This window comes from Caldibacillus sp. 210928-DFI.2.18, assembly GCF_020554505.1.
Classification (GTDB): domain Bacteria; phylum Bacillota; class Bacilli; order Bacillales; family Caldibacillaceae; genus Caldifermentibacillus; species Caldifermentibacillus hisashii.
The window spans coordinates 1-26,853 of sequence record NZ_JAJCHL010000033.1 but is presented as its reverse complement, the minus strand read 5'-3'; the positions used below and the strand labels follow the sequence as shown (position 1 = coordinate 26,853).

Sequence of the window (26,853 nt, the reverse complement as noted above, 5' to 3'; positions counted from 1 at the left end):
AAAAAAATCGATGAGATGACAGATACCGCCCGGAGAGGTGCAGTTCTATCTCTTGAAAATCATTATATCAACTTAACTGATTTTTGACCAGTAAAATGTAAAAAAGAACCTGACCTGTTTATGATCCGGTATTATGGCAAATCAATATCCGCAGAATAAATTTCCATTACTTCCCCGGTGGCTTGCTTCAGTAAGAGAACACCTTCATCATTAATTCCTATGGCAAAACCGGTATAACTCCCCTTTGCCGTACGGGCAGTAATTTGTTTCCCGATTGAGTTCGCGTAACTTTCCCACAATTGTTTAATTGGTTTAAACCCTGTATGTAAATATTCATTTAATAGTTGTTCTAATTGATAACAAATATTTTGTAACAGCTTTGTTCGGCTAACGGTTTTGTCGGCTTCGATTTTTAATGATGTAGCAATCGTTTGTAATTCTTCCGGAAAATCCGCCTTGTTCTGATTCACATTCACACCGATACCGATAATAACCGATTGAACCCTGTTTTCTTCAGCTTGCATTTCCGTTAAAATGCCACATACTTTTCGGCCGTTAATCAATATATCATTTGGCCATTTAATTGTTGGATGTAGACCGGTTGTTGCTTCAATTGCCTGAATAACAGCCACCGCCGTCAGTAATGTTAGCTGAGGCGTTTTCTGTATCGGGATTTCGGGGCGAACGATGATACTCATCCACAATCCTGTTCCTTTAGGAGAATACCATTGCCTGACAAGTCGTCCCCTTCCTTCCGTTTGCTCATCGCTTACAACCAATGTTCCGTGCTTTGCTCCATTCAATGCGAATTCTTTAGCTAATTTTTGGGTGGATGAAACGGATTCATAAAAATGAACTGTGCGACCAATTTCTTCCGTCTCCAACCCTAAGTAAATTTCATTGGCCGATAGTTTATTGGAATGTTCAACAAGTAAATATCCTTTTTTTCGGACAGCCTTCACTTGAAAACCTTCCTTTTTTAACTCTTCAATATGTTTCCAAACAGCCGTTCTGCTGCAACCGATTTCCTTTGCCAATTTTTCTCCGGAAATATATTCCCCTTTTGCATTTCGGAATGCGTTTAAAATATCTTTGCGAACGTTCGATTTCACGGGAACAACCACTCCTTGATTTTGCTCTTATCATTATCAATTTCCTTGTTTATTATCGCCTTTTCGATTTTTTCTAGCGTTTCCTTGATCCAAGGTCCGCTTTTTTGATTTGCCCAGTTCATTAAGTCATATCCGGAAATCACCAGTTGTTCACGACTGTTAATCGGCAAATCAGCCCATATGTTTTTCACCATTTGCACATTTTGTTGTATAGGGAAATGATGCAGAACAGAGTAAATTTTTTCGGTACTTATACACGTATCATACCCGTTGTAATAAACCATTTCTTTTGTCCAACTCTGTTCTTTCCGCAATTGGTAAGCCGCATAAATCTTTTTCACTGCTTTAATTATTCTTAAAGGTGTTTTCCATGCACGTAAAAATCCGTCAACCGGTTCTTTATCAATTAGGATGAGTAATATCGCCCATATTTCCGTTTCTGTCCATATTGGCAGATGAATTATATCAGCAGTCTGTTTCAGTTCTTGTCCATAGCCGCTAAGTTTTGGTAAATAATGATGCAAATTTTGTTCAACAAGTAAGCTTATGGCCTGTTTCCGACTCTTCCCGACAAGGATTTTTTGAAATTCCGCATAGATTCGTTCAACCGAAATATTCGTTAAAAGCTCCCCGTATTTTTCGATAGCCTTATAAGTATCTTGCTCGATTCGAAAATTAAGTTGACTAACGAAGCGAATGGCCCGCATTATGCGAAGAGCATCTTCGGTAAATCGCTCTTCCGCATTTCCGACCGTTCGAATCAATTTGTTTTTAATATCTTCTCGACCGGAAAACGGGTCGATTAATTCACCGGTTTTCGTCATAGCGATCGCATTCATCGTAAAATCTCTCCGTTTTAAATCCTCCTGAAGGGAACGAATAAATGTAACCTTATCCGGTCTGCGGTAGTCGGTATATTCACCATCTGTACGAAACGTGGTAATTTCGTAGTTCTCACCATTATAAATAACAACTACTGTACCATGTTTAATCCCGACATCAATTGTTTTTGGAAAAATTTGTTTAATTTCTTCCGGAAATGCACTTGTTGCAATATCAACATCCTCAATGGATCTATGTAAAAGTGCATCTCTGACAGAACCGCCGACAAAATACGCTTCAAATCCGGCTTGTTCAATTTTTTCCAAAACCGGAACAGCCTTCTTAAACTTCTCAAGCATATCACTCATCCATTTCCATTAGTTGGTAATAAATATCTTCATATTGGTTCAGGATTTTTCCTGAAGAAAACTGGGTCCGGGCTCTTTTTATTCCTGCTTTTGAAAATTGCCCGTGAAGCTCATCATCTTGCAAAATCTTTAAAGACATGGAGGAAATCATATCGATATCACCCACCTCACAAATATAGCCCGTTCGTCCGTTTTCAATTACTTCCGGTATTCCCCCGGTATTCGTTCCGACACAAGGTACACCGCAAGCCATTGCTTCCAGCGCAACTAACCCGAAACTTTCTTTTTCCGATAACAATAACAATAAGTCACTTATAGCATATAATTCTTCGAGATTATCTTGCTTACCAAGAAAAAGAACCTGTTTTGTTAAATGACGTTCATCCACCATTTGTGATATTTTTCCCATTTCCGGGCCGTCACCGACTAACAATAGTTTTGCCGGAATCATCTCCGTAATTTTTTGAAATGATTCAATCACATCTTTCACACGTTTGACCGGTCGGAAATTGGATACATGAATAATTACTTTTTCATCTTCTTTAATGCCAAAATCAGCTTTCAATTGATGGTTAGCATCCATTTTATAGTAGATTCTTTCGTCAATAAAATTATATACGGTTCGAATTGGTTTCATAGGTGTAATTAAACGATGCGTTTCATCAACTAGCGCATTGGATACGGCTGTAACTTCATCTGATTTTTCAATACCAAATTGTATGGCTTTTTTCAAAGACGAGTCTTGACCTAATACAGTAATATCCGTACCGTGCAATGTTGTGACAATTTTAAAATCGGTTTCTGCCATCTGCCTGGCTAAAAGCGCACAAATGGCGTGGGGAATTGCATAATGGACATGAATAATTTGCAATTTTTCCCGATCCGCTACCTCAGCAATTTTACTGGCAAGCTGAATATCATACGGGGAATATTGAAAAACAGCATATTGATTCACTTCCACTTGATGGAAAAAAATGTTGGGATACATTTTCTTTAGACGAAACGGCATGTTTGATGTTATAAAATGAATTTCATGGCCTTTTTCCGCCAGCATTTTTCCCAACTCTGTTGCAATAACCCCGGAGCCGCCGACTGTTGGATAACAAACAATTCCTATTTTTAGTTTCATAATCCCATCCTTTAATGATAATTGCAATGTTTTACCGTCGTGACTTTTCTATAATTTTAGACAATAACGCCTGTCTAAATACTTACACGTAACTGATAAAATGAAAAAACTTTCATTGTCTCATATTCTTGATGACTTCTCTCCAATCAATATCTCCTCTTTCTAAACCGCGAATCAATACTTCCGCAGTTCCCATATTTGTTGCGATTGGAACACGATAGACATCGGCAAGACGAATGAGTGCAGAAACATCCGGCTCATGCGGTTGGGCAGTTAAAGGATCCCTAAAGAAGATAACAATGTCCATTTCATTTTTAGCAATCCTCGCACCAATTTCCTGGTCACCGCCAAGAGGTCCGGATTGAAAACGATGCACCTGTAGTCCGGTTGCCTCGATAATTCGCTGACCTGTTGTTCCTGTTGCAAAAAGGCTGTGTTTTTCAAAAATATAACGGTAGGCTGTAACAAATTGAACTAAATCATCTTTTTTTCGATCATGTGCAATCAGGGCAATATTCATCTATAAACACCTCTATTTTTTTATTATGATGGAACCTTGTTAGTCCAGAATGTTCTCTAAACCATAGACGTATCCATCAAGTTTCATAACTGTCTCAACGGAAACTTTTACTCCCGTCATGAAGGATGACCGATCATATGAATCATGGCGAATGGTTAATGTTTCGCCTTTTGCGCCAAATATCACTTGCTGATGAGCAATTAATCCGGGCAGTCGGACACTATGAATATGCATACCGTAAAGTTCAGCTCCACGGGCTCCTGTCAATTTTTCGGTTTCATTCGGATGACCTTGTTGTTTCGGTTCTCGATATTCATGAATCATTTCAGCAGTTTTAATTGCCGTTCCACTCGGGGCATCCAATTTCCCGTCATGGTGCAGTTCAATAATTTCAACATCGCCGAAATATTTGGCTGCCATTTGAGAAAATTTCATCATCAATACGGCCCCAATTGCAAAGTTAGGAGCGATAATGCAGCCAAGCTTTTTCTCATTGGCAAGAGCTTTTAATTCTTCTAACTCATCAGGTGAAATTCCTGTCGTACCAACAACCGGCCGTACATTTAATTCAAGTGCCGACTTGGCGTGATAAAAGGCTGCTTCCGGAACAGTTAAGTCAATTAAGCAATCCGGTTCCGTATGTTTCAAACAAGTATGTATATCGGTATAAATCAGGCAATCCACTCCCTGAAATTCCGATTCAACTTCAGAAAGCTGTTTCCCATCATTTTCTTTATCAATAACGGCAACCAGTTGAAAATGCCTTTGACTGGTGACCATTTTAACGGCTTCACGTCCCATTCTTCCCCGTGGCCCGGCAATAACAATTTTAATTGGATTCGTCATCATGATTCTCCTCCTTTTTTGTCCAGCGATTTGCATCCCGCGTTTTAAATTTCTCCATTACTCTATTATGTGCTTCTTCCAAGTCAATTTCCAATGAATTGGCAAAACAAATTAATACAAATAACATATCCCCCACTTCTTCTTCAATGGTTTTTTCCTTCTCTGTTGATTTTTTCGGTTTTTCACCATAATAATGATTCACTTCCCGGGCCAGTTCACCTAATTCTTCAGTCATTCGAGCCGTTAATGCCAAAGGGCTGAAATAACCTTCTTGAAACTGGGAAATATACTGATCGACCTCTTTTTGCAAGTCATGTATGGTTTTCAAGCGTATCACCTCTAGTATTTTGGATGAATCTTACAATGCTACTATAGTATATGTTACTTGAAATTACGAGAGAATGACAATCATTTATTGTTGAAAAGTAATATTTGCTATGGATTGAGGAAAAGAGTAAAATATTGACGGACTCATTAGATTGATAGAGAGAAATTCTATTTTTAGAAAGGAACATGCTTATGAAAAAAATTACCGTCAACATCAAAATGAAAAATATCCTTCTTATCTTATTCGGTACAGCCATCTATTCATTTGGACTCGTCCATTTTAATATGCAAAATAATTTAGCAGAAGGCGGATTTACCGGAATCACATTACTTCTTTATTTTTTATATTCAATTAATCCGTCTATCAGCAATTTAGTTTTAAATATTCCTGTTTTTATCCTTGGATGGAAATATTTAGGAAAAACTAGTTTTATTTATACCATTATCGGTACAGTCGGCCTCTCCTTCTTCCTCGAAATTTTTCAACGTTACCAAGTTACCATTCCGCTTGATCATGATATGACATTAGCAGCACTTTTTGCAGGGGTGTTTATCGGCGGGGGACTGGGGATTATTTTTAGAAGCGGCGGAACAACGGGAGGGGTTGATATTATCGCCCGCTTAGTTCGAAAATTCCTAGGATTTCCGCTCGGACGGACGATGTTCTTATTTGATGCGGCAGTCATCACCATTTCCATCATCGCCTATTTGACACCAAGAGAAGGAATGTATACTTTAGTTGCTGTGTTTATAGGTGCGAAAATAATTGATTTTATCCAAGAAGGAGCCTATTCAGGCCGGGGTGCTTTCATCATATCCGACAAATATTCGGAAATCGCAGAAAAAATAAGTACAGAATTATATCGAGGTGTAACCGCTCTTGAAGGGCAAGGATATTATTCAAAAGCAAATAAAAAAATCTTATACTGTGTTGTTGCCAAACGTGAAATTATACCTTTGAAGAATATTGTAACTACGATCGACCCCCATGCTTTCGTTACGATTACCCATGTCCATGAAGTGTTAGGTGAAGGTTTTACTTTAGATGAAAACAAAAATCCAATCCATATTTAGTATTGAACGAAACAAGAGCTGATGATCATCAGCTCTTGTTTCAGTTTCGTCATTTTTATTAATCATCATTGTTCATTCCAACAAACATCAAAACGAATCGTAACAGTTCCAATAATGCAACGGCAGCAGCAGCAACATATGTTAAGGCGGCAGCATTCAGCACACTTCTTGCGCCTCTTTCCTCGTCATTTCGAATAATGCCTAAGGAAACAACTTGGTTTAATGCCCGACTTGATGCATTAAATTCTACCGGCAACGTGACAACTTGGAATAGTACGGCTACTGCCATAAAGATAATTCCAAGTAAAGCCAAATTCGCCATTTGGAACATGAAACCGATGATTATTAAGATCCATGATGTATTTGAACCAAAATTTGCCACCGGAACTAATGAAGATCGTAAACGTAAAAAGGCATAATCTTCTTGATCCTGAATAGCGTGTCCGCATTCATGGGCTGCAACAGCAAGTGCTGCAATCGAATGACCATGATAGTTTGCCGAAGATAGCCGCACTACTTTTGCACGTGGATCATAGTGGTCACTTAAAAATCCCCGTGTTTCTTCAATTTGAACATCATATAAGCCATTCGAATCCAAAATTCTTCTGGCCACTTCATAACCAGTGGTTCCTGTGGAATTTGGGACATTCGAATATTTTTTGTATGCACCATTTACTCGCATACTTGCCCATATTGGGATAATTGTAATGATAAGAAAGTAAATCAGGAAACTTCCCATTTACATCCTCCTTATTCTATTTTATAAAAATTTTATAGAATATCTCTGTGTATGTCAATTTTTTTGCCCTTTTTTTGCTGCTTTGTGAGCCGCTCTTTCAGCCTTGTATTTTTTCCAACCAACATAGGATAAAGTTAATATGATGATTCCTCCCGTTGAAATAATGACCCACCATAAAGATAAATCGGCTTCATCTTCTTCGGCATTTTCAAAAAGACTTTGTAAATCTTTTTGGAGTGTTTCTATTGCTTCCAGTCCATCATCACTATTCAATAGCTTATTTGAATATTGTTCCCAGTATTGAAGTTGGGCATCGACTTTTTGAACTTTTTCAACTGGAACATCCAACATAATACTCGGATAAACGATGTCATATACGCTTAAAAAACGGTTAAATTCTTCATGAAAATGTTGGTAGTCTTTTTGTTCAATTTTTTCTTTCACGGATTGAAATGCTGTTAAAACAGAACTTTCCATATTCGTCCAAAGGGGTTCGTAGTCTGTGATCACTGCATCAACAACAAGGCGAAACTTTGTTAGACGATTGACGATTTCCTCATTTGTAAAAGTCCCGTTTTCTATCGTTCTCATTGACTCATGGTGGGCAACTTGTAAGATTCGCTTTTCATCAGCGGATATGTCACTCGTATGTTCAAGTATCTCACCAATATTCTTCAAAACTTTTTGAGTTTCTACATATCTTTGTGCTTTTGAAAGTTGAAGGGCTTCATTCGCCAGCATATCCAATGTATTGAGGTCGCTCCCATTTTCTACAGCTTGTACACCATTTACTGGTCCAATTAAAAAGGTAAATAAAGTCAATAATATGACTAATTGTTTCATTTCCTGTCCCCCCTATTCCTACTAAAATGTATGATAGAGTGGACAAGGATAGACCTTGAAAAATTAAAATACCATTGTTTTTCTTTGTTTTTTCATCCCAAAGTAAAAGGTGATCCAGATCGAAACAATACTTAGCCAAAATGTAAAGTAGCCGATTTGGGGAATAAATTGATCAAGCGCTCCGTATCGAGGATACATAAAAAAGACATAATCGATGATTTCATTATGTAAAGTCCATATGGCAGCAATCACTAAATGTTTTCCTTTTATTCGATAATATGGAGAATAAAGTAAACCTTGAACAGCCATTCCTAAATGGGAAGCAATTAACATATAGCCTTGCCATGGCAAGTAGCCTGAAACAATCAAGGTTAAGATATTCATGACTACCGCCCAAATCCCATATTTAAATAATGTCATTATCGCCAAAGCCTCAAACAATGGCCAATTTTTTTTGAACAGAAAAGCAATGAGGACGAAAACAAAGAAAAAGCTGGCAGTCGGACTGTCCGGAACAAACGGTAAAAAAATTGGAGGGGTTTCCGCCAATTGATATCCGTACCAATAATAACCGTAGATTGTCCCGATAACATTAATAAATAGCAAGATAACAAGAAATTTTTTCCTTGTTAAAAAATATTGAAAATTTACCACTCGCATCACCTCTATTCTATTATAAACGGATTTAAACGGAACCAAAAACTAATTTCAAATTAGAAGGGTAAGACCTCTTTTTCATATAAGTCAACTGCTGACCAAATGAAATCGAAAGCCTTACCCTAGAAAAAGACCATTATTATTTTTCAATACTTTTAATAAATTCGGCAATTTGTTGCAATTCTTCATCTGTTCCTTGGAAAATTCCCGGTGGCATACTACCCTTTCCATTTTTCGCAATATCTTTAATCTCATCAACCGATAATTTCGTTCCAGCTAAAGGTGGCCCGGAACCGCCTTCCAAATTTCCGCCATGACAGCTTAAACAAGTATTGGCTTCAAGAATTTTATAAGCCGGATCCTCTTTATCGACCTCGACAACTTCACGAATCATCCCTTGTTTTTTGGCCGCTTCCCAATCATGATGAGCGGCGGCTTCCCAAGTTAAATAAAATATAGCGCAAATCGCAAGTAGCATAAATCCCGTAGCAAACGGACGGTCAAGCGGACGCCTTTTTGGTCCCCGATCAAGAAAAGGCGCCAAGAGTAAAGCAGTAAAAGCCAGCCCTGGAATGATAAAAGCACCTAAAATATTATATGGTCCTGATGCAAATGAATACTTTAACAATTGATAAAGAAACAGAAAGTACCAGTCCGGCATCGGTATATAGCTGGTATCCGTCGGGTCGGCAATCCTCTCTAATGGAGGCGGTTCGACAACTACCAGACATAAAAAGCCAATTAAGAAGACAGCCCCGACCATCCATTCTTTCAACAAGAAATCAGGATAGAAAGCTTCTGTTTTTCCGGGATATTCCGAGTAGTCTTTCGGGATATTCGGCTTCCGATTATTGATCGGAACACGAGAATCCCCGACAAACTTCATTCCTTTCCCCCTCTTCATATGTTCCCCTCCTTAATACAAAACAACTTCAACCCATTGAAATTACAGCGGACCTGAAATCCCTTGTTTACGAATCATAAGGAAATGCAAGCCGATTAATCCAAGCAATGCTGCCGGTAAGAAAAATACATGGATGGCAAAGAAACGCGTTAATGTCTCTGCACCAACAATATGTTCATCACCGCTCAGCAATGTTTTTAGCATATCACCAATCAAAGGTGTAGATTGTGCAATATCCAAAGTAACTTTTGTAGCGTTTAGCGCTTTCATATCCCACGGTAACAAGTAACCGGTTAAGCCTAAGGCCAACATGACAAAAAAGATTAAAACCCCAACAATCCAGTTTAACTCCCGGGGCTTTTTATAAGCACCTTGGAAAAATACCCGCAACGTATGTAAAAACATCATAACAATCACAATACTTGCTCCCCAGTGATGCATTCCACGGACAATCTGCCCAAATGCGACCTGATTCTGCAAATAATATACCGATTCCCAAGCACGCTCAATATCCGGAACATAATACATAGATAAGAACATTCCCGACAAAACTTGGATTACAACGACAAAGAAAGTCAAGCCGCCAAAGCAATAAACAAATGCACTGAAATGATGGGCCGGGTTTACGTGCTCAGGTACTTCATGGTCTGCAACATCACGCCATAACGGGGTAATATCTAAACGTTCGTCGATCCAATCATATACTTTGTTTAACACTTTTATGCACCCCTAACCGCACTTGCTCGTCTACTTAAATAAAGCACGCCATCTTTTACCTTATACTTATACCGGTCTAATGGTCCGCGAGGCGGTGTCCCCGGTACATTGGTTCCATCTTTTTCATACAACCCTTTATGGCATGGACAGAAAAATTGATTTGGATGGTCTTTGTTCGAATTCCAGTTAACCGTACAGCCTAAATGTTTACAAACCGGTGAAAGTGCAATAATTTCACCCTTATCATCTTTGTATACCCATGCTGTTTGTGTTACATTGGACGTATACCATCCGTCTTCCTGCTCAAATTGAAAATCGACACGAGTCGGTTCGTTTGTCAATTCATCAACTTTCACGGTTGTTGCAATAAAATCGCCCCCCGCTTCAACCTGTAAAACAGGATCAACTGCCATTCGCAGCATTGGCATCACTGAAGCAGCCGCCATAAACCCGCCTACACCCATTATCGTATAGCTAAGGAATTGGCGCCTTGTTACCCGTTGTTCACTCATCCTACTCCCCTCCAATCTTGCAATTCAATGGGTATACCCCTTTCTATCATAGTCAATTTTTATAATATATCATCATCAAAATTAGGTCAATATAATAAATATTATTAAATAATATTTTATTCAGTTATCAACTTCACAATTCTTATGAACCACTTACATCTTCTGCTGCCTGCCATTTTTCTACAAAAAGATTCAACAATTGTTTAACTTGATTATCGATAATGGCCATTTTATTCGTTCCATCAAGATGTTCAAGCGGAATGGATGGAATCCAAATCAACTCTCCTTTTAACTGTTCAACGATACTTTTCCATGATTGGTCAGAGCTGATAAAGAAAAGATGTTTAAACGATTTCTTAGTCAGTTCGTGATGCCATTTGGTAAGCAACATTTTTTTATCTTGATCGGAAAAGTTTAAAAAATAGACAAATGATGGTAATAGAAGGATTCTCCCTTTAAATTGGCGCTCAATTTCGATTGCAATCATTTGGATGAATTCGCTTCCACTTGCAGCGTCTTTTCCACGTTCATCAAAGGAGATTGGAACCATTGGAATCAGAACGGTATCAATATATTCCTTTGAAAGAGTGAAAGTGGAAAAATCTTGAGCTGTCCAACGCACTCTTTCACCTCCCTTTTCCTAAATCTGTTTCAAAAATAATTTTTTAAGCAAATAAATATCTTTGTTTAATTATAAAGATAGCATAATTTTATACAAATATTTGAATAAATTGTGAACAATTTTAGACATTTTTATGAAACTACTGTTTTATTTTTCCACCTTAACAACGAGTCAAGACCTCCATCTCAAGACTTTCGAGTTTATAAAAGGAAAAGGTGGGACTGCTGCCCATATATGCCCGACTGGTTCAACTAACTTAAAGAAAAAGGTGCCCAACGAACGGGCAAGTTCATTAAAAACTACAAAGAACCCGTGGTCGGACACCTTTTCTATCGATTCAAAATCCGGTTTAACTGTTCGGATAACATGATAAATTCTTCTTTATCTTTCCGGTCCAATGCTTTATCAATTTTTTCCCGAATTTGCTCCAGTTGGAAATTCTTAATGGAGGTTTGTAAGAACTGTTCTGCAAGTTCACGGTCCTTATCCGAAATCTCCAAGTGTTCCGGCATATACGGATTATTCTCAAGAACAAGTGCATAATGATGCGATTTGTGAACTGCCTTAAAGTTCAATTGGATATATATCTCCTGATCACGATTGAGTCGAATATCATGAAAAGATTTTTCAGCATCTGTTGTTAAAATAGAATCTTTGTAAAAACGAAAAGGGACATCATCCACACATTGGGTACTCATTATAATTCCCCGGGGACAAAATTCGGCATGTTCCACAAAATGGACTTTTTCCATCAATTGATCATGGCTCATTAAATAATTTAAAATCCATACACATTCCCGCCTTTTCAATTGATAATGATTAAGAAACCAGCGGATAAATTCTTTTTTCTCATTAACAGATATAGGAGCGGCCATCGACAATCCCTCCTTGTTAAATAAAATTAATTACTTACTGTCTGCTTCCAATCTCTCCAAAACATCCAGATACTCAGCATTCGTTGGGTCCATATTTTGCAGTTTATTAAATACTTCGATAGCTTCATCAAAAATTCCTTCTTCTAACAGAAAAAATCCATAATTTTGTAGAAAGTCACTGTTTTCTTTTAAATATCTATATGCACTACGGTAAGCATTTAATGCCTCAGAATATTGTTCTTCTTTGTCACAACTGACGGCATAATCCCAGAGAAGATCAGGGTCTTCTTCACCTTCCGCTAACAATGGTTCGACTAATTGGATAATCTCTTGATATCGTTCCTGTTTTAAATAAAGCTTATTCAAAGTAAGAAGTGCATCGATATACGAAGGATCCAATTCAATTGCATCCAAGAAAAATTTTTCTGCAGATGATTCATCTCCCAGCTTCAAACTGATTTTACCGGCAAAATAATGAAGTTCTCTTTGATAAGGGTTCACTTTTAACCCGGCTGTTGAAATTTGCAAAGCTTTTTCAAGATCCTCGAGATGTTCATAACTTTTGGCAAGCGGCAGATATAAGCTGTGATAATCAGGATCCAGTTCTTTTACTTCGGTTAATTTTTCAATTGCTTTTTCATATAAACCGGCCTGGTAAGCAGTCAACCCGTAACCAAAAAGCACATCGATATCAAGCTTGTCTTCCAATACATGGTCATAATGATGTATTGCTTTTTCAAATTCTCCTGCTGCCGCATAAGCATCCGCCAGTCGCTGGTGTAAATTGACATGACCGATTTCTTTTGTATCTTTAAGCAGTTGTTCATATTTATAAATCGCTTCAGCAAATTTTCCAATTGAGGCATACAGTTCTGCTAAAGCAAATTGAATGACAGGTTCATCAGGTGCTATTTTTTCTGCCTGTAAAAGTTTTTGTATACTTACTTCAAAAAGCCCTTGGGAATCATATAAATCCGCTTGTAACAAAAGGGCTTGAGCGTAAAATGGGTCTTCCGCGTTAATTTTTTCCAATGTTGATAAAGCTTCATCTTCCCGATCTAACTGGATAAAGACTTCGGCAACCGCTACCAGTAATTCTCCCTCATCCGGGTAACGGTCAAGCAAGCGCTGATAAAGAGTCAATGCCTCTTCCAAAAAACCGAGATGGGTTAATTCCTCAGCAAGGGCGTAGATCTCCTCATCACTACCCTTATTTAAAACTGCATGAAAAATTTTTTCAGCTTCTTTCAATTTTCCTTGCTTCATTAACAGTGTATATTGCTCCGTTTTATTCATCGAACATTGCTCCTTATGACAATAATCAATAACTTTCTATCTATTTTAATTAAGAAAAGCTTTGAATCCAGCTTTGAAAACTGCAAATAATCGGCTAAAAGCGACACGTCCTGTTGCAACACAGGGGCCATACCAAAGTCCGTAGCCAATCAGACAGCCGTAAATTAAATACAGAAATCTAATTTAGCTAAAAAACGACGGACGGTTAATTGTAAATTCTTCGCCATTCTCCAAATTATAATATATCTTTTCTCCTGCCTTGACAATTTTTCCTTTATGCACCGTAACTGCTAATATGAATTTTTTTTCATCGTTCATGAACGAAAAAACAGGATGTTCGTTTCCCGACAAATATAAATTATAGCTTAACTCCCCGCCGGTTTGTAGATAACCTTTCAGCGGATAAATACCGATTTTTTTAAGGACTTGAAGATGTAACGGTGTTTGTTCAGAAAGCGATTCTTCAATATGGGGTATTTTTTCACGTTGTAATATCGATTGCCATGTTTGGAGTAAATCCTCTTTTTCTTTTCCGGAGTTTACGATTACCGGTATAAGCGGACTATTGTAAGGAAATAGGGCTTCACGAATCCATCCCCATGGAATTTTGTACAACTCTCGTTTATCGTTAAATTCAATAAATATCGCCGGTATTTTCTTTCTCTTGCATTTTAAGACAAATGGAACAGTAAAATCTTTAATGGGAATCTTTACAGCAATTGTATAGTCTAAAGGGCTGTTTTTATAAAAGTTCCTTACCTCTTCTATCGCTTGATCAAGTTCATTCACATTTTTTATATAGGCGGAAACGAGAACAGTGGTGCAACCTTTTGCCAAATACCGGGAGATCATATATTGCTCAATTGTAGTATCTTTATCTTGCGGAACACCATCGGCATAAAATACTGAAGTTGAAGTCATAATGAAATCTTTTGCGGACATTTTCATGTATAAGTATTTAGGAAAATTGGGCTGAACGGATAAAATTTTCCCGTTATCAACTAACAGAGAAGTTGTAATAAGCTGATTTTGCTTATACAAATTGGCATTTTCAATAATATATGTCATAAAACCACCTCCAATGGTCTTATGACAAGCTATGAACATGAAAATGATTTTATTCAATTTTTTTTGCTAAAAGTGATTACATATCCATTACATATTAATTACTCTTTTGTAACAAGTTATCATTTTCACAAGGTAATTTCCAGTTTTATATACTCTAGAAAAGTTTGAAGAAACTCGGCGTTCACCGAGTTTTCTTTACTCTATTTTTTGATAAAAAAATGTTTCGATTGGTTCAAGTTTGTATTGACTCGCATTAAAAATTTGTTCTGTACTGCCGACAAATAAGACACCGCCGGGTTTTAACGAAGCACTGAACTTTTTATACAGTGAATTTTTCGCCTCTTCGGTAAAATAAATCAATACATTACGGCATACGATCAAATCAAAGTTTTTATCGAAAGGATCAGCCAAAAGATTATGCTTTTTAAAGGTGATTGTTCTTTTTACTTCCTCATGAATTAAATAGTGATTTTGGTCTTTGAAAAAAAATTTTCTCTTCATCTGCTCGGGAACTTCCTGTAGAGACCGCTCCTGATAGGCCCCAATCTTTGCTTTTTGAATTGCGTTTTCATCAAGATCGGTAGCCAATATTTTAATTTCGGAGAGCGGCAGGAAATTACTTAAAACCATTGCGATTGTATAGGGCTCTTCCCCTGTTGAACAAGCTGCACTCCAAATTTTTAAATTTCTATTTTTGGAAAGTAATTGTGGAATAATTTTTTCCTCCAAAACATCCCATCTTTTTCGATTCCGATAAAATTCCGATACATTAATCGTCATTCGATCGAGAAAAGCATAAAGTAATTCACGGTCTCTTTCCATTCCTTGAAAAAATTCTTGAAAGGAATGAAAACCTTTTTTTTGATATAATGACGTTAATCTTCTTTTCATTTGTGTTTCTTTATATAAAGATAAATCAATCCCTGTTTTCCTCTTCACTTTTTCAATAAACAACCGGTAATCCTGTTCCATTCATTCTTCCTCGTTTCTAAACCACCAGACAATTCTTAGCGAATGATTTCTGATTTCATAAAGTGAAACTTCCATCAGCGGTGGTTTTGTTCATCCACCACTAATGGTTAGTTGAACCAATCGGACCTTTACGGGTAGCTCGTTCCCCACCTATCTTCTTTGTAAACTAGAAAATCTTGAGATAGGGGTGTTTCTACCCGTTAAGGTGGGATATAACGGAAACAGACTGGTGAAGGGATTTCTCGACTAACCTAGTGTTATAAGGTTAGCATTAATAAATCCATCCATCAACTGTTCTTGTATATTTAACCAATTCTTCTTCTTTGAAAAATAAGGAAATTTCCCGTTTTGCACTTTCCAATGAATCAGAGCCGTGGATGATATTTTTACCAACCGTCACACCATAATCGCCACGAATTGTTCCCGGTAACGCATCTTTCGGATTCGTAGCACCCATCATTTGGCGAGCCGTTGCAATAACATTTTCACCTTGCCAAACCATGGCGAATACAGGTCCTGAAGTGATAAATGAAACCAACTCATCGTAGAAAGGTTTTCCTTTATGTTCACCATAATGTTGTTCTGCCACACTGGTTGGGATTTGCATAAGTTTTGCTCCAACCAATTGAAAACCCTTCCTTTCAAATCTGGAAACAATTTCTCCAATTAATCCTCTTTGTACTCCGTCCGGTTTTACCATTAAAAATGTTTTCTCCATCATTCTCTCTCCATCCATTCGTAGCGTTAATAGTTTTCCAAAAACATATTATCATCTGTTTTCATTGTTTGCAAATAAAGAAAACTCGGCGACTGCCGAGCCTTTAGGCGAGAGCAGAGCCGCAAGAGCACTTATACTTAATTCTTAAAATTTCCAACTACGTCGAATTCGCTTCTTTGCTGGAAATTTATACTTTCTTAACGTATAAGAAAAGCGCAGAGCGCCCTCTAAAATGCTGTCAAAAATTTCGTTTTCCGATGAATTTTAACATGGTTCCTAATAATTTTTTTGTCGGATTTGGCGGTAAAACATTCAATACTTGATTTGCTTTTTGCAAATATAAGTTACTAATTTGCATCGCTTTATTGATCGCACCCGTATTTTTTATTAATTCAATGATTGCAGACAGTTCATCACTATCCATATATTCATTCACTTTTTCAATCTGGGATTTTACATCGGGATTTTTTATGGCAAGAAGGACCGGGAGAGTAATATTCCCTTGCAACAAATCTTCTCCGGCAGGTTTACCCAACTTTGCTTCGGTTGAAGTAAAATCCAATATATCGTCTGTAATTTGGAACGCCATGCCTGCATAATAACCGAACTTTGCCAGTTTGATATGAACATCTCGTGGTACGTCAGCGGCAATTCCTCCAAGTTGACAACTGGCTGCAATTAAAAGTGCCGTTTTTCGTTTAATTCGGCGAAAATAATTTGTAATCGTTTGTTCAAAATTATATTTATCCCGAATTTGTTCGATTTCCCCAATACTCAACTCTACCATCGTCTTTGATAATATTTTGTGGGCTTCTACATTATTTAAGCTAGTTATGATTTCTAAAGCACGTGCCAATATGTAATCACCGGTATACATGGAAATTTTGTTATCCCATTTCGCTTTAACAGTTGGTCGACCTCTTCTCGTATAAGCATCATCTATCACATCATCATGGATTAATGAGGCCATATGTATTAATTCAAGACTGACAGCAACATCTTTAACAATTTGAAAATTATAGTTTCCAAATTTGGCTGATAACAATACAAAAACGGGACGGATTCTCTTTCCCCCCGCCTGCAAATAATGCAAGGAAGATTCTTTTAACAGCTGCGAATGTGCATCCAATACGTATTCCAATTCATTTTCAATCTTTTTTAAATCATTATTTAATATTGTATATACCGTTTTATAGTTCATATGTACCACCCAGCTTGACTAAAGCCTACTCCAGCCCTTTATATCCTAAGTGTAAAGCTGCAACTCCGCCAAAATATTTTTTATAGGTTACATGATCAAATCCCGCCGCTTCAAACATCGACGCCAATTTTTTCGCATCCGGAAACGCTCTTGCCGATTCTTGCAACCACGAATACTCTTGATAGCTTTTGGCAAACAACTTCCCGAATAGCGGCATAATGTAATGAAAATAAAAATAATATATTTGTCTGAAACCGAACATTGTCGGTTGGGAAGTTTCAAGGCAGGCAACGACTCCCCCCGGCTTTAAAACCCGGTGCATCTCCCGGAGAACCTGCATATAATCAGGGACATTTCTAAGGCCAAATCCAATCGTGACGTATTCAAAACTGTTATCGGGAAATGGTAGTTCCATTGCATTTCCTTGAACGAGTTTGGCATTATGAATATGTTCTTTGACTAGCTTTTCCCTTCCAACTTTTAACATATTTTCACTGAAATCGAGTCCTATGACTTCCCCGTTTTCCCCGATTGCCTTGCTCATTGCAATCGTCCAGTCAGCAGTACCACAGCAAACATCCAGCGCCTTTTTCCCCTTCTGAACGTTCATCTGTTTCATCGTATCTTTCCGCCAGCGAATATGTTGCCTAAAACTAATAATCGAGTTCATCTTGTCATATTGTTGATAGATATTTTCAAACACCCGGTGAACTTTTTCTTCTTTCGATTGTTCCATCTACAACGACTCCCTTTACCGGTCAATTTCAAGAAATGAAGGTAGAATTGACATTATTTTTATTGAACGCAATCAACTCAAGAAAATCTTCAATTAAGGATGGTTCTTTCACCATTTCAATAAGTTGGCTGTACATGGAATCTATATACGCATCGATTTGTTTTCCTACAAAGCGATTCAATTTTTCACCTTTTAAGTTGCTATGTTCTACCAAATCATTTTCCTTAATGTAATTCATGTACTTTTCTTTTTCTTTAATGATTTGGTTAATATGTAACCAATTGCTTGATAGCAGTTCTGAAATCGGATGATGAAAATAGCGGGCCAATTTTTGATAAATAGCCGTTTCTTTCTTCATCATGCAAGACATATATTCCTCAAAAGAATGCACTTCTTTGTTATAAATACGAATTTTGTTTTCGTTAACAATTTTAATCCCTTCCGCAAGATTGCGGATCATTTGGATATTTGGTAAATGAGACAAAGAGTAATAATATAAACCGCTATAAAAGTCACCCGCAAGCACGGTTAATTGACGCTTTTTATGCTGCATGTATTCATCATCATTTTTAACAAGATCATGGGTATCAAGGGCAATTTGAATAAACATCACTGAAGTAGCATATGTTTCAAACTGAGCTCTCGGCAAATCTTGAAAACGTAAGATGGATAAGAGTAAGTAGAGTTTATCATTATCAATCTCCGGCAGTTCCAATTGACTAGATAAAAATGAATGATGAATTTTGTTATATATTTTTTCTTTCATCTCCGTAATATACTTTTTCGAAAATTGCACAAAATCACCCTCAAATACCGTTCTTGTTTAATATTGGTTCATTGATTTAAAATTTTTGTATCCATGCAAATAACCTGATTTGTTCTGATTGAAGCGAGCACAAAGCTAATTTCCATTTTTGCAATCATCATTTTGTCAAAAGTTTCTTTTCTACTTTTAAACCCGAAAAGCAAACTATCACAATTATATCACAAGTTTTTCCGTTTTTTGAAAGGCATTTTATATTATTCGAAACACAAAAGAGTGTTTATTTACTGTCACTGAAAACTTCGCCATAAGCTGAAATGATTTGAGATTTACCGCGAACTTTTATCGCTGAAGTATGATCCGTAAATTGTGCGATCATTACTTCCCCTTTATCCAACTTTTCTGAATGGTGGAAGCGTGTGTCTTGCCCCCTGGTTAACCCGATAACGTTTACCCCATCATCCAATGCCTTGATGATTACATAATCATTTGTGATTGTATGCTTATCCATACCAAAGCCCCCTTGAAAGTTATTTAATCAAAGACAAGACTTCTTTTCTTTTTTCTGCATCTGTATCAAAACAACCTCTTGCTACTGTTGTCACCGTCTTTGAACCCGGTTTTTTTACCCCGCGCATTGTCATGCACATATGCTCTGCTTCAACAACGACCATAACCCCCAATGGGTCCAGTTTTTCCATTATGCTGTCAGCAACTAAGCGAGTAATTCTTTCTTGGAGTTGCGGCCTTTTGGCAACCGCTTCAACAGCTCTTGCCAGTTTGCTTAATCCGGTAATTTTCCCGTTTCTTGGAATATAGGCAACATGTACATGTCCGAAGAACGGAACAAGATGATGTTCACACATTGAATAAAACGGTATATCTTTAACGAGGACAAGCTCCTCAGTTTCTTCATGAAAAACTGTATTAAAGTATTCTCTCGGATCTATATTAAGCCCATGAAACATCTCTGCATACATTTTTGCAACTCGTTTTGGCGTGTCTAGTAAGCCTTCACGATTCGGATCTTCACCTATTCCCTCAAGGATAAGACGAACCCCTTTTTCAATTTGTTCCAGATTCATCTCTTTCATCGTATGTTCCTCCCTATATGAACTGCAAATTCCTGATAGATTATAATTAAAACAAACAATATTTAATTTTAATCTATTTCATATTAGCACATTGGAACATATGGGGCAAAAAAGAAAGACCGTAAAAAAAACGCTTAATAAAGTGAAACTTCCATCAGTGGGGCTCTGTTAGTTGAACCAATCTGATGCATAGGGCAGCCCGTCCTCATCTATCTTCTTTGTAAATTCGAAAATCTTGAGGTAGAGGTCTTGACTCGCCGTTAAGATGGGAAAAATTCCGTGGAAAAACGAAAGGACCTGTATATGTAATGACATACAGGTCCATTTAAATTACAATTTTATGTAATTATTTGACTGCTTCTTTAAGAGCTTTCCCAGGTTTGAATGCAGGAACTTTACTTGCTGCGATTTCAATTTCTTCACCGGTTTGCGGGTTCCGACCTTTACGAGCAGAACGTTCACGAACCTCGAAATTACCAAATCCGATTAGTTGGACTTTATCGCCTTCTTTTAAAGCATTAAGAATTGAGTCAAAAACAGCATCAACTGCTTTCGCCGCATCTTTTTTAGAAAGTTCAGCAGCTTCAGCAACTGCGCTTACTAATTCAGTTTTGTTCATGCCATTCACCTCCTCCCAATAAAGTGGTGCAATATATGGATTGCAACTCATTTTTAAAATTATACTTGTTCTTTTTTCCATAATTGAAAAGTGAAACAAGAACAATTCTGTTAAAAGATTATCACAACATTTCTATCATAGCAAGGTTTAATCAGAAAACAATCCAAATTTTTCTAGTTTTAATCAATTTTCTTGTCTAAGGTTCATTTTATATCATGTACAGGTGGTTATTTATATCCTTTTGCCCGTAAAGTAACACGAATAAAGTTCCATCATTCAGACGGTCTATATTCACTTTTTCCACTTTTTTGTCATTTTAAACATAAAATACATTTTCGTTTACAGAAATTAACGTTGGGCGTGCTGAACTAGACAATAAACTTGCCTATAGACTAGTCACCCGTATTTTTTATTTTCATTCATATACCATGAAAAAAGACCCCATTCTCTCTGGAGTCTATCGAAACTATAAAATAATAGCAATCAATCCGCCTGATCCTTCATTGATGATTCGTTCCAATGTTTCTTTTAATTTATACCGGGCATTTTCCGGCATTAATGCAAGTTTTGCTTGAATTCCTTCTCGGACAATCGAATTCAAATTTCTACCAAAAATATCTGAATTCCAGATTGATAAAGGATCATCCTCAAAATCTTGCATTAAGTAACGGACAAGCTCTTCACTTTGCTTTTCCGTCCCAATAATCGGAGCAAATTCACTCTCTACATCGACTTTTATCATATGAATGCTTGGTGCCACGGCTTTTAAACGGACACCGAATCTGGAGCCTTGGCGAATAATTTCCGGTTCATCCAAACTCATATCCTCAATGGATGGTGCAGCGATCCCATATCCGGTTTGTTTCACCATTTTCAACGCATCGGCAATTTGATCATATTCCTTTTTCGCATGAGCAAAATTTTGCATTAATTCAAGAAGATGGTCTTTCCCGCGAATTTCAACGCCGACAATTTCTTTCAACACTTGATCATACAGTTCATCAGGTGCATGTAAATCAATTTCCGCAATCCCTTGCCCCATTTCAATTCCGGCAAGTCCCGCCCGCTCAATAAAGTCAAATTCAGTAAATGATTGAACGACACGGTCCACATCTCTTAATCTCTTAATATCTTTCACCGTTTCTTTTACTGCCTCTTGATAACTTGTTCTTAACCAATGACCTTCTTTTAATACCATTACCCAACTCGGCAAGTTGACATTGACTTCAAGAACAGGAAACTCGAATAATGTTTCTTTTAAAACATTATGAACATCTGCTTCCCGCATATTTTCCACACTCATGGCAAGCACAGGGATATCATATTTTTCTTGAAGCTCCAGTCTTAATTGTTCCGTTTCAGGGAAATGAGGCTTTGTCGAGTTGATGATAATAATGAAGGGCTTTCCAACCTCTTTCAATTCTGTAACAACCCGTTCTTCTGCTTCAACATAATTATCCCGTGGAATTTCTCCGATTGTTCCGTCTGTCGTTATAACAACGCCGATTGTTGAATGCTCTTGAATAACTTTACGGGTACCAATTTCCGCCGCCTCATGAAATGGAATCGGTTCTTCATACCATGGTGTGTTGATCATTCTCGGGCCGTTTTCATCTTCATACCCTTTTGCTCCCGGTACGGTATAACCGACACAATCGACGAGGCGAACATTTACATCCAATCCCTCATCCACATGAACAGTCACCGCTTGATTCGGTACAAATTTCGGTTCAGTTGTCATAATTGTTTTACCAGCTGCACTTTGAGGGAGCTCATCTTGGGCCCGTGCCCGCTCTGCCTCATGTTCAATATTTGGTAAAACGACGAGTTCCATAAATTTTTTGATAAATGTGGATTTTCCTGTTCGAACGGCACCGACAACACCAATATAAATATCACCGCCAGTACGTTCGGCAATGTCTTTAAAAATATCGAACTTTTCCAAAAAATCCCCTCCCGTTCCTCGATTGCTGGGATATTTAATCCGGTTTTTACTCCTATGGACATTATATATTTATGTTGTTGTCCACTTAACTTATGACTATTATTTTATTTGTTTTATATTTTTTACCCTCCCTGCCTGCAAAAAATATATAACCCCTCTCCTACAATATATTGTAAAAAAGAGGGGTTATTCCTGTTTTTTATACTTTTTGAAAGATTAACTTTTCAACAATGTAGTAAATTCCAAGGATAGCGAAAAATTTTTTGATAAATGCATATAGGAGTCAGAACAACTGAAAATCGCTTAAATTTTTTAACTGTGCATCGTAACTCACTTCATTCCTTTTTCTCCATAAAAACCGGTTTCCCTTGTTCATCAATTGTATACGGAAGAGAATAGGCCGGTACAAAAATAGATTGCTCCGCCAACATTATTCGAATATCTTCACCCGGTTTTACTTTTGAAAGTTTACCTGTTTCCCATAGTTGGTAAAGGTCATTTGTATAATCGACATAAATCTCACCCTCACCGGACATAATCAAAGGCAAGTTCTTTCCGGTATAGGGACTTTCTATCATTGGATCTTCTTCAAATCCTAATTTCTTATAGTCTAAAGAAAATGCGTTTTTACCGATTACTTCTTTAAACGGAGGATATTCTTTAGATACTAAACGGTAATTTACCTCTCTAATTTTCTCAGCAATTCGTAAATCAAAAATTTTGACGGTCGGGTTCGTTTCCGGATTCATAATAACGTACTGGAACACGCCACCATTTTCATAAGCATTTTTCGGGATTTCCGATAAATATTGCGGGACAATCCGTTTGAAATCAACCAAATATTTCATAAACATGTCTGTTTCGTCATCTTTATTTTTTATCGGTAAAATTCCGTCAGTATCTTGATAATAGTTATCTACCGCTTTTTGAACAGCTTCAACTTCCACTTCATTCGGTAAACGTTTTGCCTGATCGTCTTCCGGATATAAACACCCGCTGAGTATAAAACAAATGCTCATAATCGTAAAAAGGAATATTGCTTTTTTCACCCTGTTATTTCACATCCCCGCATGTCCAAATGGTTATTGTTTTATTCAGTTAACGACAGTTAAAATAGGAATACTTGAAAAATTTCATTCAATCGTTGGACCGGAAAAAACGATAATAAAGATAATGATACCGGAGTAAATCATCAATCCGTATGCAACAAAGGCCGTCAGTATTCGTAAAAGTCTCATTTTCAATTTATAGCGGCTTAAATAAATGAGAACGATGGAAAGAAACATAAAACCCATAGCCGCAAATGATATCCACATTTTTGTTAAGGCTAAAGACAACCTGTTCACCCCTTTTTGAGTATTTCAATAATTATAAAGTGTTTTTCGTCATCCATTCTATCATAATTTTAATAAACTGTATTGAAATATGTACATGCATCTCTGTTGTTAACGAACAAAAAGAAAAAGCTGAATGAAGCGGAGGCGTACACTTCTTTCAGCTTATCAGACAATTAATACCCAACCCTCGTTAAAACACACCATATTCTATGCACAAATAAAATATTCTGTATCCTCGAAGGCCTATTTTCATTGAAATATTCCATCTTCGTAATCGTGAAGATCATTCATTTTCTAAAATGTTGACTAAATCCTCCATCTCATGTGTCTTTTTTCTTGTCATTAATTCATCAACAGCTGCTTTCGGATTTAAATTTTCAAACAGCACTTTATATAATATGATTGAAATTGGCATATTGACTTGATATTTTTCTGCCAACTGATAGACTGCTTTTGTTGTGCGAACTCCTTCAACCGTTTGTCCCATGTTATGTAAAATCTCCTGCAAGCTTTCTCCTTTACCTAATGCGTTTCCGGCTCGCCAGTTTCTCGAATGCACACTCGTACATGTTACAATTAAATCACCAATTCCGGTCAATCCGGAAAAAGTGAGTGGATTCGCCCCCATCTTTGTCCCAAGACGGGCAATTTCGGCAAGTCCTCTTGTCATTAATGCGGCTTTGGCATTATCCCCATAACCGAGTCCATCTGAAATACCTGCTGCAAGGGCAATAATATTTTTCAATGCCCCGCCGATTTCAACACCGATTACATCCGGATTTGTATAGACCCGGAAATTCGTATTCATAAATAATTCTTGAACCATTTCAGCTGCTGCAAGATTTTCCGAAGCAACTGCAACCGTTGTCGGGTGGCGCAGACTTACTTCCTCAGCATGGGAAGGCCCGGACAGAACGACAATATCTTTCAATAGATATTCAGGAACTTCCTCTTTAATTATTTCGGAAACGCGCTTTAAAGAACCGGGTTCAATTCCTTTACATACATGAATAATCGTAACCGGATTCTTTATATAATTTAATAATTTTTTCATCACTTCCCGGACAGCTTTTGTAGGGACTGCGACAATAATGATTTCACAGTTTTTAATTGCTTCCTCTAAATCATGATAAGCAATTATCGTTTCCGGCAGTAAAATGTCCGGTAAATAATTTTCATTCATTTTCGTTCGATTGATTTTTTCTGCTTGTTCCTTATGATAACTCCATAACCGTACATCATGCCCGTTGTCGGCAAGAACAAGGGAAAGTGCAGTTCCCCAGCTTCCGGCACCTAATACGGTTAACGTTTTATTCGTCATTTTCTCCACTCCTTTATTTTCTAGCCCGCGGAATGATTCTAATCGGGGTTCCTAAAAATCCGAAAGCGTCCCGGATCCGATTTTCTAAAAAACGTTCATAGGAAAAATGCAGTAATTCCGGGTCATTTACAAACAAAACAAAAGTTGGAGGCTTTACGGATACTTGGGTTATATAATAGATTTTCAGCCGTTTCCCTTTGTCCGTTGGTGTCGGATTCATGGCAACCGCATCCATAATCACATCGTTTAACACATTCGTTTGTACTCTCAGTGAATGATTTTCACTGACGAGTTTAATCATCGGGATCAATGTATGTAACCTCTTTTTTGTTTTTGCGGAAACAAAAATGATCGGTGCATAATCAAGAAATAAAAATTGATTACGTATTTTCTTTTCAAATTCATTCATTGTTTTTTCATCTTTTTCAATGGCATCCCATTTATTAACGACGATGATGACTCCGCGTCCGGCCTCGTGAGGTAACCCCGCAATCCGTTTATCTTGTTCAATAATTCCTTCTTCAGCATCGATAACAACCAGAACAACATCAGAACGTTCAATTGCTCTTAACGCACGGAGGACCGAATATTTTTCCGTACTCTCATAAACTTTCCCTTTTTTACGAATTCCTGCCGTATCCATTATGACATAGTTTTGCCCTTCATATGTATAAGGCGAATCGACCGCATCTCTTGTTGTCCCGGCAATATCACTGACAATTACCCGTTCTTCACCCAATATTGCATTGACTAAAGAAGATTTACCGACATTCGGGCGGCCAATTAATGAAAATTTAATAACATCCTCGTCGTAATCCGCATCAGCTTTATTTGGAAAATGTTTCACAACTTCATCGAGTAAATCACCAAGACCAAGACCATGACTTCCGGAAATCGGAAACGGGTCCCCGAATCCTAATGAGTAGAAATCATAAATTTGATCACGCATTTCCGGATTATCCACTTTATTGACCGCTAAAACAACCGGTTTCTTTGAACGGTATAATATTTTCGCCACCTCTTCATCAGTCGCCGTCACACCGTCTCGACCGCTTGTTATCATAATGATCACATCTGCTTCATCAATGGCAATTTGTGCCTGCCAGCGGATTTGTTCGAGGAACGGTTCGTCTCCGATATCAATTCCACCGGTGTCGATAATATTAAATTCAACATTTAACCATTCTCCTTTTCCGTAAATACGGTCTCTTGTCACACCGGGCACATCTTCCTCAATTGAAATACGTTCCCCGACGATTCTGTTAAATATTGTTGATTTACCGACATTTGGCCTGCCAACTATAGCTACTACTGGCATTGACATATTCTTCACCTCTTCATCACTTTCTTAAGATTCTTTCATGACTATTTTAATGGAATGGCAAGTTTCAAAGAATTTCAATTAATTATCCCCATGCAAAATATCTGGATTGAAGTGAATCATCAATATGCTATCCATCTATTTATATAAATGATAGAAAATAAACCCTTCTAGCCATAAAGAAGGGTTTAATCCATCCGTCTTCCATTTACAAATTATCCGAAGAAAATGTCCCAATATATTTTACCAAATTATAACTCATTTGCCAAATTGGATTAATGTTTTACGATAATCATGATTTCATCAGTTATTTTATGGGCAATTCCATCTAAAATCGGTTCGGGAGTTTGACACTTGTGTTATGCAAAAAATTTCCAAAAAGCCCATTAAATGGG

The 26,853-nt window shown here is 37.4% G+C and carries 30 protein-coding genes and 1 pseudogene; 1 reads left to right on the top strand and 30 read right to left on the bottom strand.

All coding sequences use genetic code 11. The features are described 5' to 3' along the window. Positions 1–131: 131 nt before the first annotated feature. From LIZ98_RS08890 to LIZ98_RS08865, 6 genes are all read right to left on the bottom strand, one after another. On the bottom strand, positions 132–1,112 hold the full coding sequence (locus tag LIZ98_RS08890; RefSeq protein WP_041846383.1) for a biotin--[acetyl-CoA-carboxylase] ligase: 981 nt from the start codon (positions 1,110–1,112) through the stop codon (positions 132–134). Beyond that, a complete protein-coding gene (locus LIZ98_RS08885; protein WP_227139448.1) occupies positions 1,109–2,293 on the bottom strand; it encodes a CCA tRNA nucleotidyltransferase in 1,185 nt (394 codons plus the stop codon). The genes LIZ98_RS08890 and LIZ98_RS08885 overlap by 4 nt, the downstream gene beginning before the upstream one ends. 1 nt (position 2,294) lies before the next feature. Continuing rightward, positions 2,295–3,431, bottom strand: coding sequence for an N-acetyl-alpha-D-glucosaminyl L-malate synthase BshA (bshA, locus tag LIZ98_RS08880; RefSeq protein ID WP_095141172.1), 1,137 nt, complete (start codon positions 3,429–3,431; stop codon positions 2,295–2,297). A gap of 112 nt (positions 3,432–3,543) precedes the next feature. Further along, positions 3,544–3,951 (bottom strand): methylglyoxal synthase, encoded by a 408-nt coding sequence (gene mgsA, locus LIZ98_RS08875; protein WP_034770616.1) that lies wholly within the window; start codon positions 3,949–3,951, stop codon positions 3,544–3,546. 39 nt (positions 3,952–3,990) lie between these two features. Continuing rightward, a complete protein-coding gene (gene dapB / locus LIZ98_RS08870; RefSeq protein ID WP_041847793.1) occupies positions 3,991–4,797 on the bottom strand; it encodes a 4-hydroxy-tetrahydrodipicolinate reductase in 807 nt (268 codons plus the stop codon). Next, positions 4,781–5,131: a nucleotide pyrophosphohydrolase gene (locus LIZ98_RS08865; RefSeq protein WP_041847814.1), complete on the bottom strand. Its 351-nt coding sequence runs from the start codon at positions 5,129–5,131 to the stop codon at positions 4,781–4,783. Before LIZ98_RS08865 ends, dapB begins: the two co-directional genes overlap by 17 nt. A 185-nt stretch (positions 5,132–5,316) precedes the next feature. Here LIZ98_RS08865 and LIZ98_RS08860 point away from each other — a divergent pair, with 185 nt between their 5' ends. Beyond that, on the top strand, positions 5,317–6,198 hold the full coding sequence (locus tag LIZ98_RS08860; protein WP_255654798.1) for a YitT family protein: 882 nt from the start codon (positions 5,317–5,319) through the stop codon (positions 6,196–6,198). A gap of 58 nt (positions 6,199–6,256) precedes the next feature. Here the strand turns inward: LIZ98_RS08860 and LIZ98_RS08855 are convergent, their stop codons facing one another. The 24 genes and pseudogenes from LIZ98_RS08855 to LIZ98_RS18185 all read right to left on the bottom strand — a co-directional run. Then, positions 6,257–6,937, bottom strand: coding sequence for a zinc metallopeptidase (locus tag LIZ98_RS08855; protein ID WP_227139447.1), 681 nt, complete (start codon positions 6,935–6,937; stop codon positions 6,257–6,259). 54 nt (positions 6,938–6,991) lie between these two features. Beyond that, a complete protein-coding gene (locus tag LIZ98_RS08850) occupies positions 6,992–7,780 on the bottom strand; it encodes a sporulation protein YpjB (RefSeq protein WP_108898192.1) in 789 nt (262 codons plus the stop codon). Positions 7,781–7,843: 63 nt separating this feature from the next. Next, a complete protein-coding gene (gene lhaT / locus LIZ98_RS08845; protein WP_375293575.1) occupies positions 7,844–8,434 on the bottom strand; it encodes a lipoprotein heptaprenylglyceryl N-acetyltransferase LhaT in 591 nt (196 codons plus the stop codon). A gap of 142 nt (positions 8,435–8,576) precedes the next feature. Continuing rightward, positions 8,577–9,341 (bottom strand): menaquinol-cytochrome c reductase cytochrome b/c subunit, encoded by a 765-nt coding sequence (locus LIZ98_RS08840; RefSeq protein ID WP_041846376.1) that lies wholly within the window; start codon positions 9,339–9,341, stop codon positions 8,577–8,579. A gap of 42 nt (positions 9,342–9,383) precedes the next feature. Continuing rightward, the gene (qcrB, locus tag LIZ98_RS08835) at positions 9,384–10,058 is read right to left on the bottom strand and encodes a menaquinol-cytochrome c reductase cytochrome b subunit (RefSeq protein ID WP_033828556.1); all 675 of its coding nucleotides are present in this window, start codon (positions 10,056–10,058) and stop codon (positions 9,384–9,386) included. A gap of 2 nt (positions 10,059–10,060) precedes the next feature. Further along, positions 10,061–10,570 (bottom strand): QcrA and Rieske domain-containing protein, encoded by a 510-nt coding sequence (locus tag LIZ98_RS08830; protein WP_041846375.1) that lies wholly within the window; start codon positions 10,568–10,570, stop codon positions 10,061–10,063. Between the two features lie 142 nt (positions 10,571–10,712). Then, a complete protein-coding gene (locus LIZ98_RS08825; protein WP_227139446.1) occupies positions 10,713–11,192 on the bottom strand; it encodes a YpiF family protein in 480 nt (159 codons plus the stop codon). Between the two features lie 329 nt (positions 11,193–11,521). Beyond that, complete coding sequence (locus LIZ98_RS08820) at positions 11,522–12,067, bottom strand: ReoY family proteolytic degradation factor (protein WP_095141175.1); 546 nt, start codon at positions 12,065–12,067, stop codon at positions 11,522–11,524. Between the two features lie 30 nt (positions 12,068–12,097). Continuing rightward, positions 12,098–13,363, bottom strand: coding sequence for a tetratricopeptide repeat protein (locus LIZ98_RS08815; RefSeq protein WP_041846373.1), 1,266 nt, complete (start codon positions 13,361–13,363; stop codon positions 12,098–12,100). A gap of 183 nt (positions 13,364–13,546) precedes the next feature. After that, positions 13,547–14,431, bottom strand: a complete 885-nt coding sequence (locus LIZ98_RS08810) for a hypothetical protein (protein WP_034770637.1) — start codon at positions 14,429–14,431, stop codon at positions 13,547–13,549. A gap of 195 nt (positions 14,432–14,626) precedes the next feature. Beyond that, positions 14,627–15,403 (bottom strand): CheR family methyltransferase, encoded by a 777-nt coding sequence (locus tag LIZ98_RS08805; protein WP_227139445.1) that lies wholly within the window; start codon positions 15,401–15,403, stop codon positions 14,627–14,629. A 271-nt stretch (positions 15,404–15,674) separates the two neighbouring features. Continuing rightward, the gene (ndk, locus tag LIZ98_RS08800) at positions 15,675–16,121 is read right to left on the bottom strand and encodes a nucleoside-diphosphate kinase (RefSeq protein WP_227139444.1); all 447 of its coding nucleotides are present in this window, start codon (positions 16,119–16,121) and stop codon (positions 15,675–15,677) included. A 238-nt stretch (positions 16,122–16,359) separates the two neighbouring features. Next, positions 16,360–17,322, bottom strand: a complete 963-nt coding sequence (gene hepT, locus LIZ98_RS08795) for a heptaprenyl diphosphate synthase component II (RefSeq protein WP_108898197.1) — start codon at positions 17,320–17,322, stop codon at positions 16,360–16,362. Between the two features lie 25 nt (positions 17,323–17,347). Continuing rightward, positions 17,348–18,058, bottom strand: coding sequence for a demethylmenaquinone methyltransferase (locus tag LIZ98_RS08790; protein ID WP_041846370.1), 711 nt, complete (start codon positions 18,056–18,058; stop codon positions 17,348–17,350). Positions 18,059–18,086: 28 nt separating this feature from the next. After that, positions 18,087–18,854 (bottom strand): heptaprenyl diphosphate synthase component 1, encoded by a 768-nt coding sequence (locus LIZ98_RS08785; RefSeq protein WP_052480376.1) that lies wholly within the window; start codon positions 18,852–18,854, stop codon positions 18,087–18,089. 247 nt (positions 18,855–19,101) lie between these two features. Next, the gene (mtrB, locus tag LIZ98_RS08780; RefSeq protein ID WP_034770648.1) at positions 19,102–19,332 is read right to left on the bottom strand and encodes a trp RNA-binding attenuation protein MtrB; all 231 of its coding nucleotides are present in this window, start codon (positions 19,330–19,332) and stop codon (positions 19,102–19,104) included. A gap of 19 nt (positions 19,333–19,351) precedes the next feature. After that, on the bottom strand, positions 19,352–19,915 hold the full coding sequence (gene folE / locus LIZ98_RS08775; protein ID WP_034770650.1) for a GTP cyclohydrolase I FolE: 564 nt from the start codon (positions 19,913–19,915) through the stop codon (positions 19,352–19,354). Between the two features lie 346 nt (positions 19,916–20,261). Beyond that, positions 20,262–20,534: an HU family DNA-binding protein gene (locus LIZ98_RS08770; protein ID WP_034770652.1), complete on the bottom strand. Its 273-nt coding sequence runs from the start codon at positions 20,532–20,534 to the stop codon at positions 20,262–20,264. Positions 20,535–21,000: 466 nt separating this feature from the next. Beyond that, positions 21,001–22,479: a stage IV sporulation protein A gene (spoIVA, locus tag LIZ98_RS08765; protein ID WP_227091009.1), complete on the bottom strand. Its 1,479-nt coding sequence runs from the start codon at positions 22,477–22,479 to the stop codon at positions 21,001–21,003. A gap of 335 nt (positions 22,480–22,814) precedes the next feature. Further along, positions 22,815–23,528: an LptM family lipoprotein gene (locus LIZ98_RS08760; RefSeq protein WP_227139443.1), complete on the bottom strand. Its 714-nt coding sequence runs from the start codon at positions 23,526–23,528 to the stop codon at positions 22,815–22,817. A gap of 84 nt (positions 23,529–23,612) precedes the next feature. Beyond that, positions 23,613–23,816, bottom strand: a complete 204-nt coding sequence (locus tag LIZ98_RS08755) for a DUF2768 domain-containing protein (protein ID WP_034770660.1) — start codon at positions 23,814–23,816, stop codon at positions 23,613–23,615. Positions 23,817–24,099: 283 nt separating this feature from the next. Further along, positions 24,100–25,137 carry an NAD(P)H-dependent glycerol-3-phosphate dehydrogenase gene (locus tag LIZ98_RS08750; protein ID WP_227139442.1) on the bottom strand — a complete coding sequence of 346 codons (1,038 nt, stop codon included), beginning with the start codon at positions 25,135–25,137 and terminating at the stop codon, positions 24,100–24,102. Between the two features lie 13 nt (positions 25,138–25,150). Further along, positions 25,151–26,461 carry a ribosome biogenesis GTPase Der gene (der, locus tag LIZ98_RS08745; RefSeq protein ID WP_108898202.1) on the bottom strand — a complete coding sequence of 437 codons (1,311 nt, stop codon included), beginning with the start codon at positions 26,459–26,461 and terminating at the stop codon, positions 25,151–25,153. 272 nt (positions 26,462–26,733) lie between these two features. After that, positions 26,734–26,796, bottom strand: a pseudogene (locus LIZ98_RS18185) (capping complex subunit for YIEGIA); the annotation flags it as partial. Between the last annotated feature and the right edge of the window lie 57 nt (positions 26,797–26,853).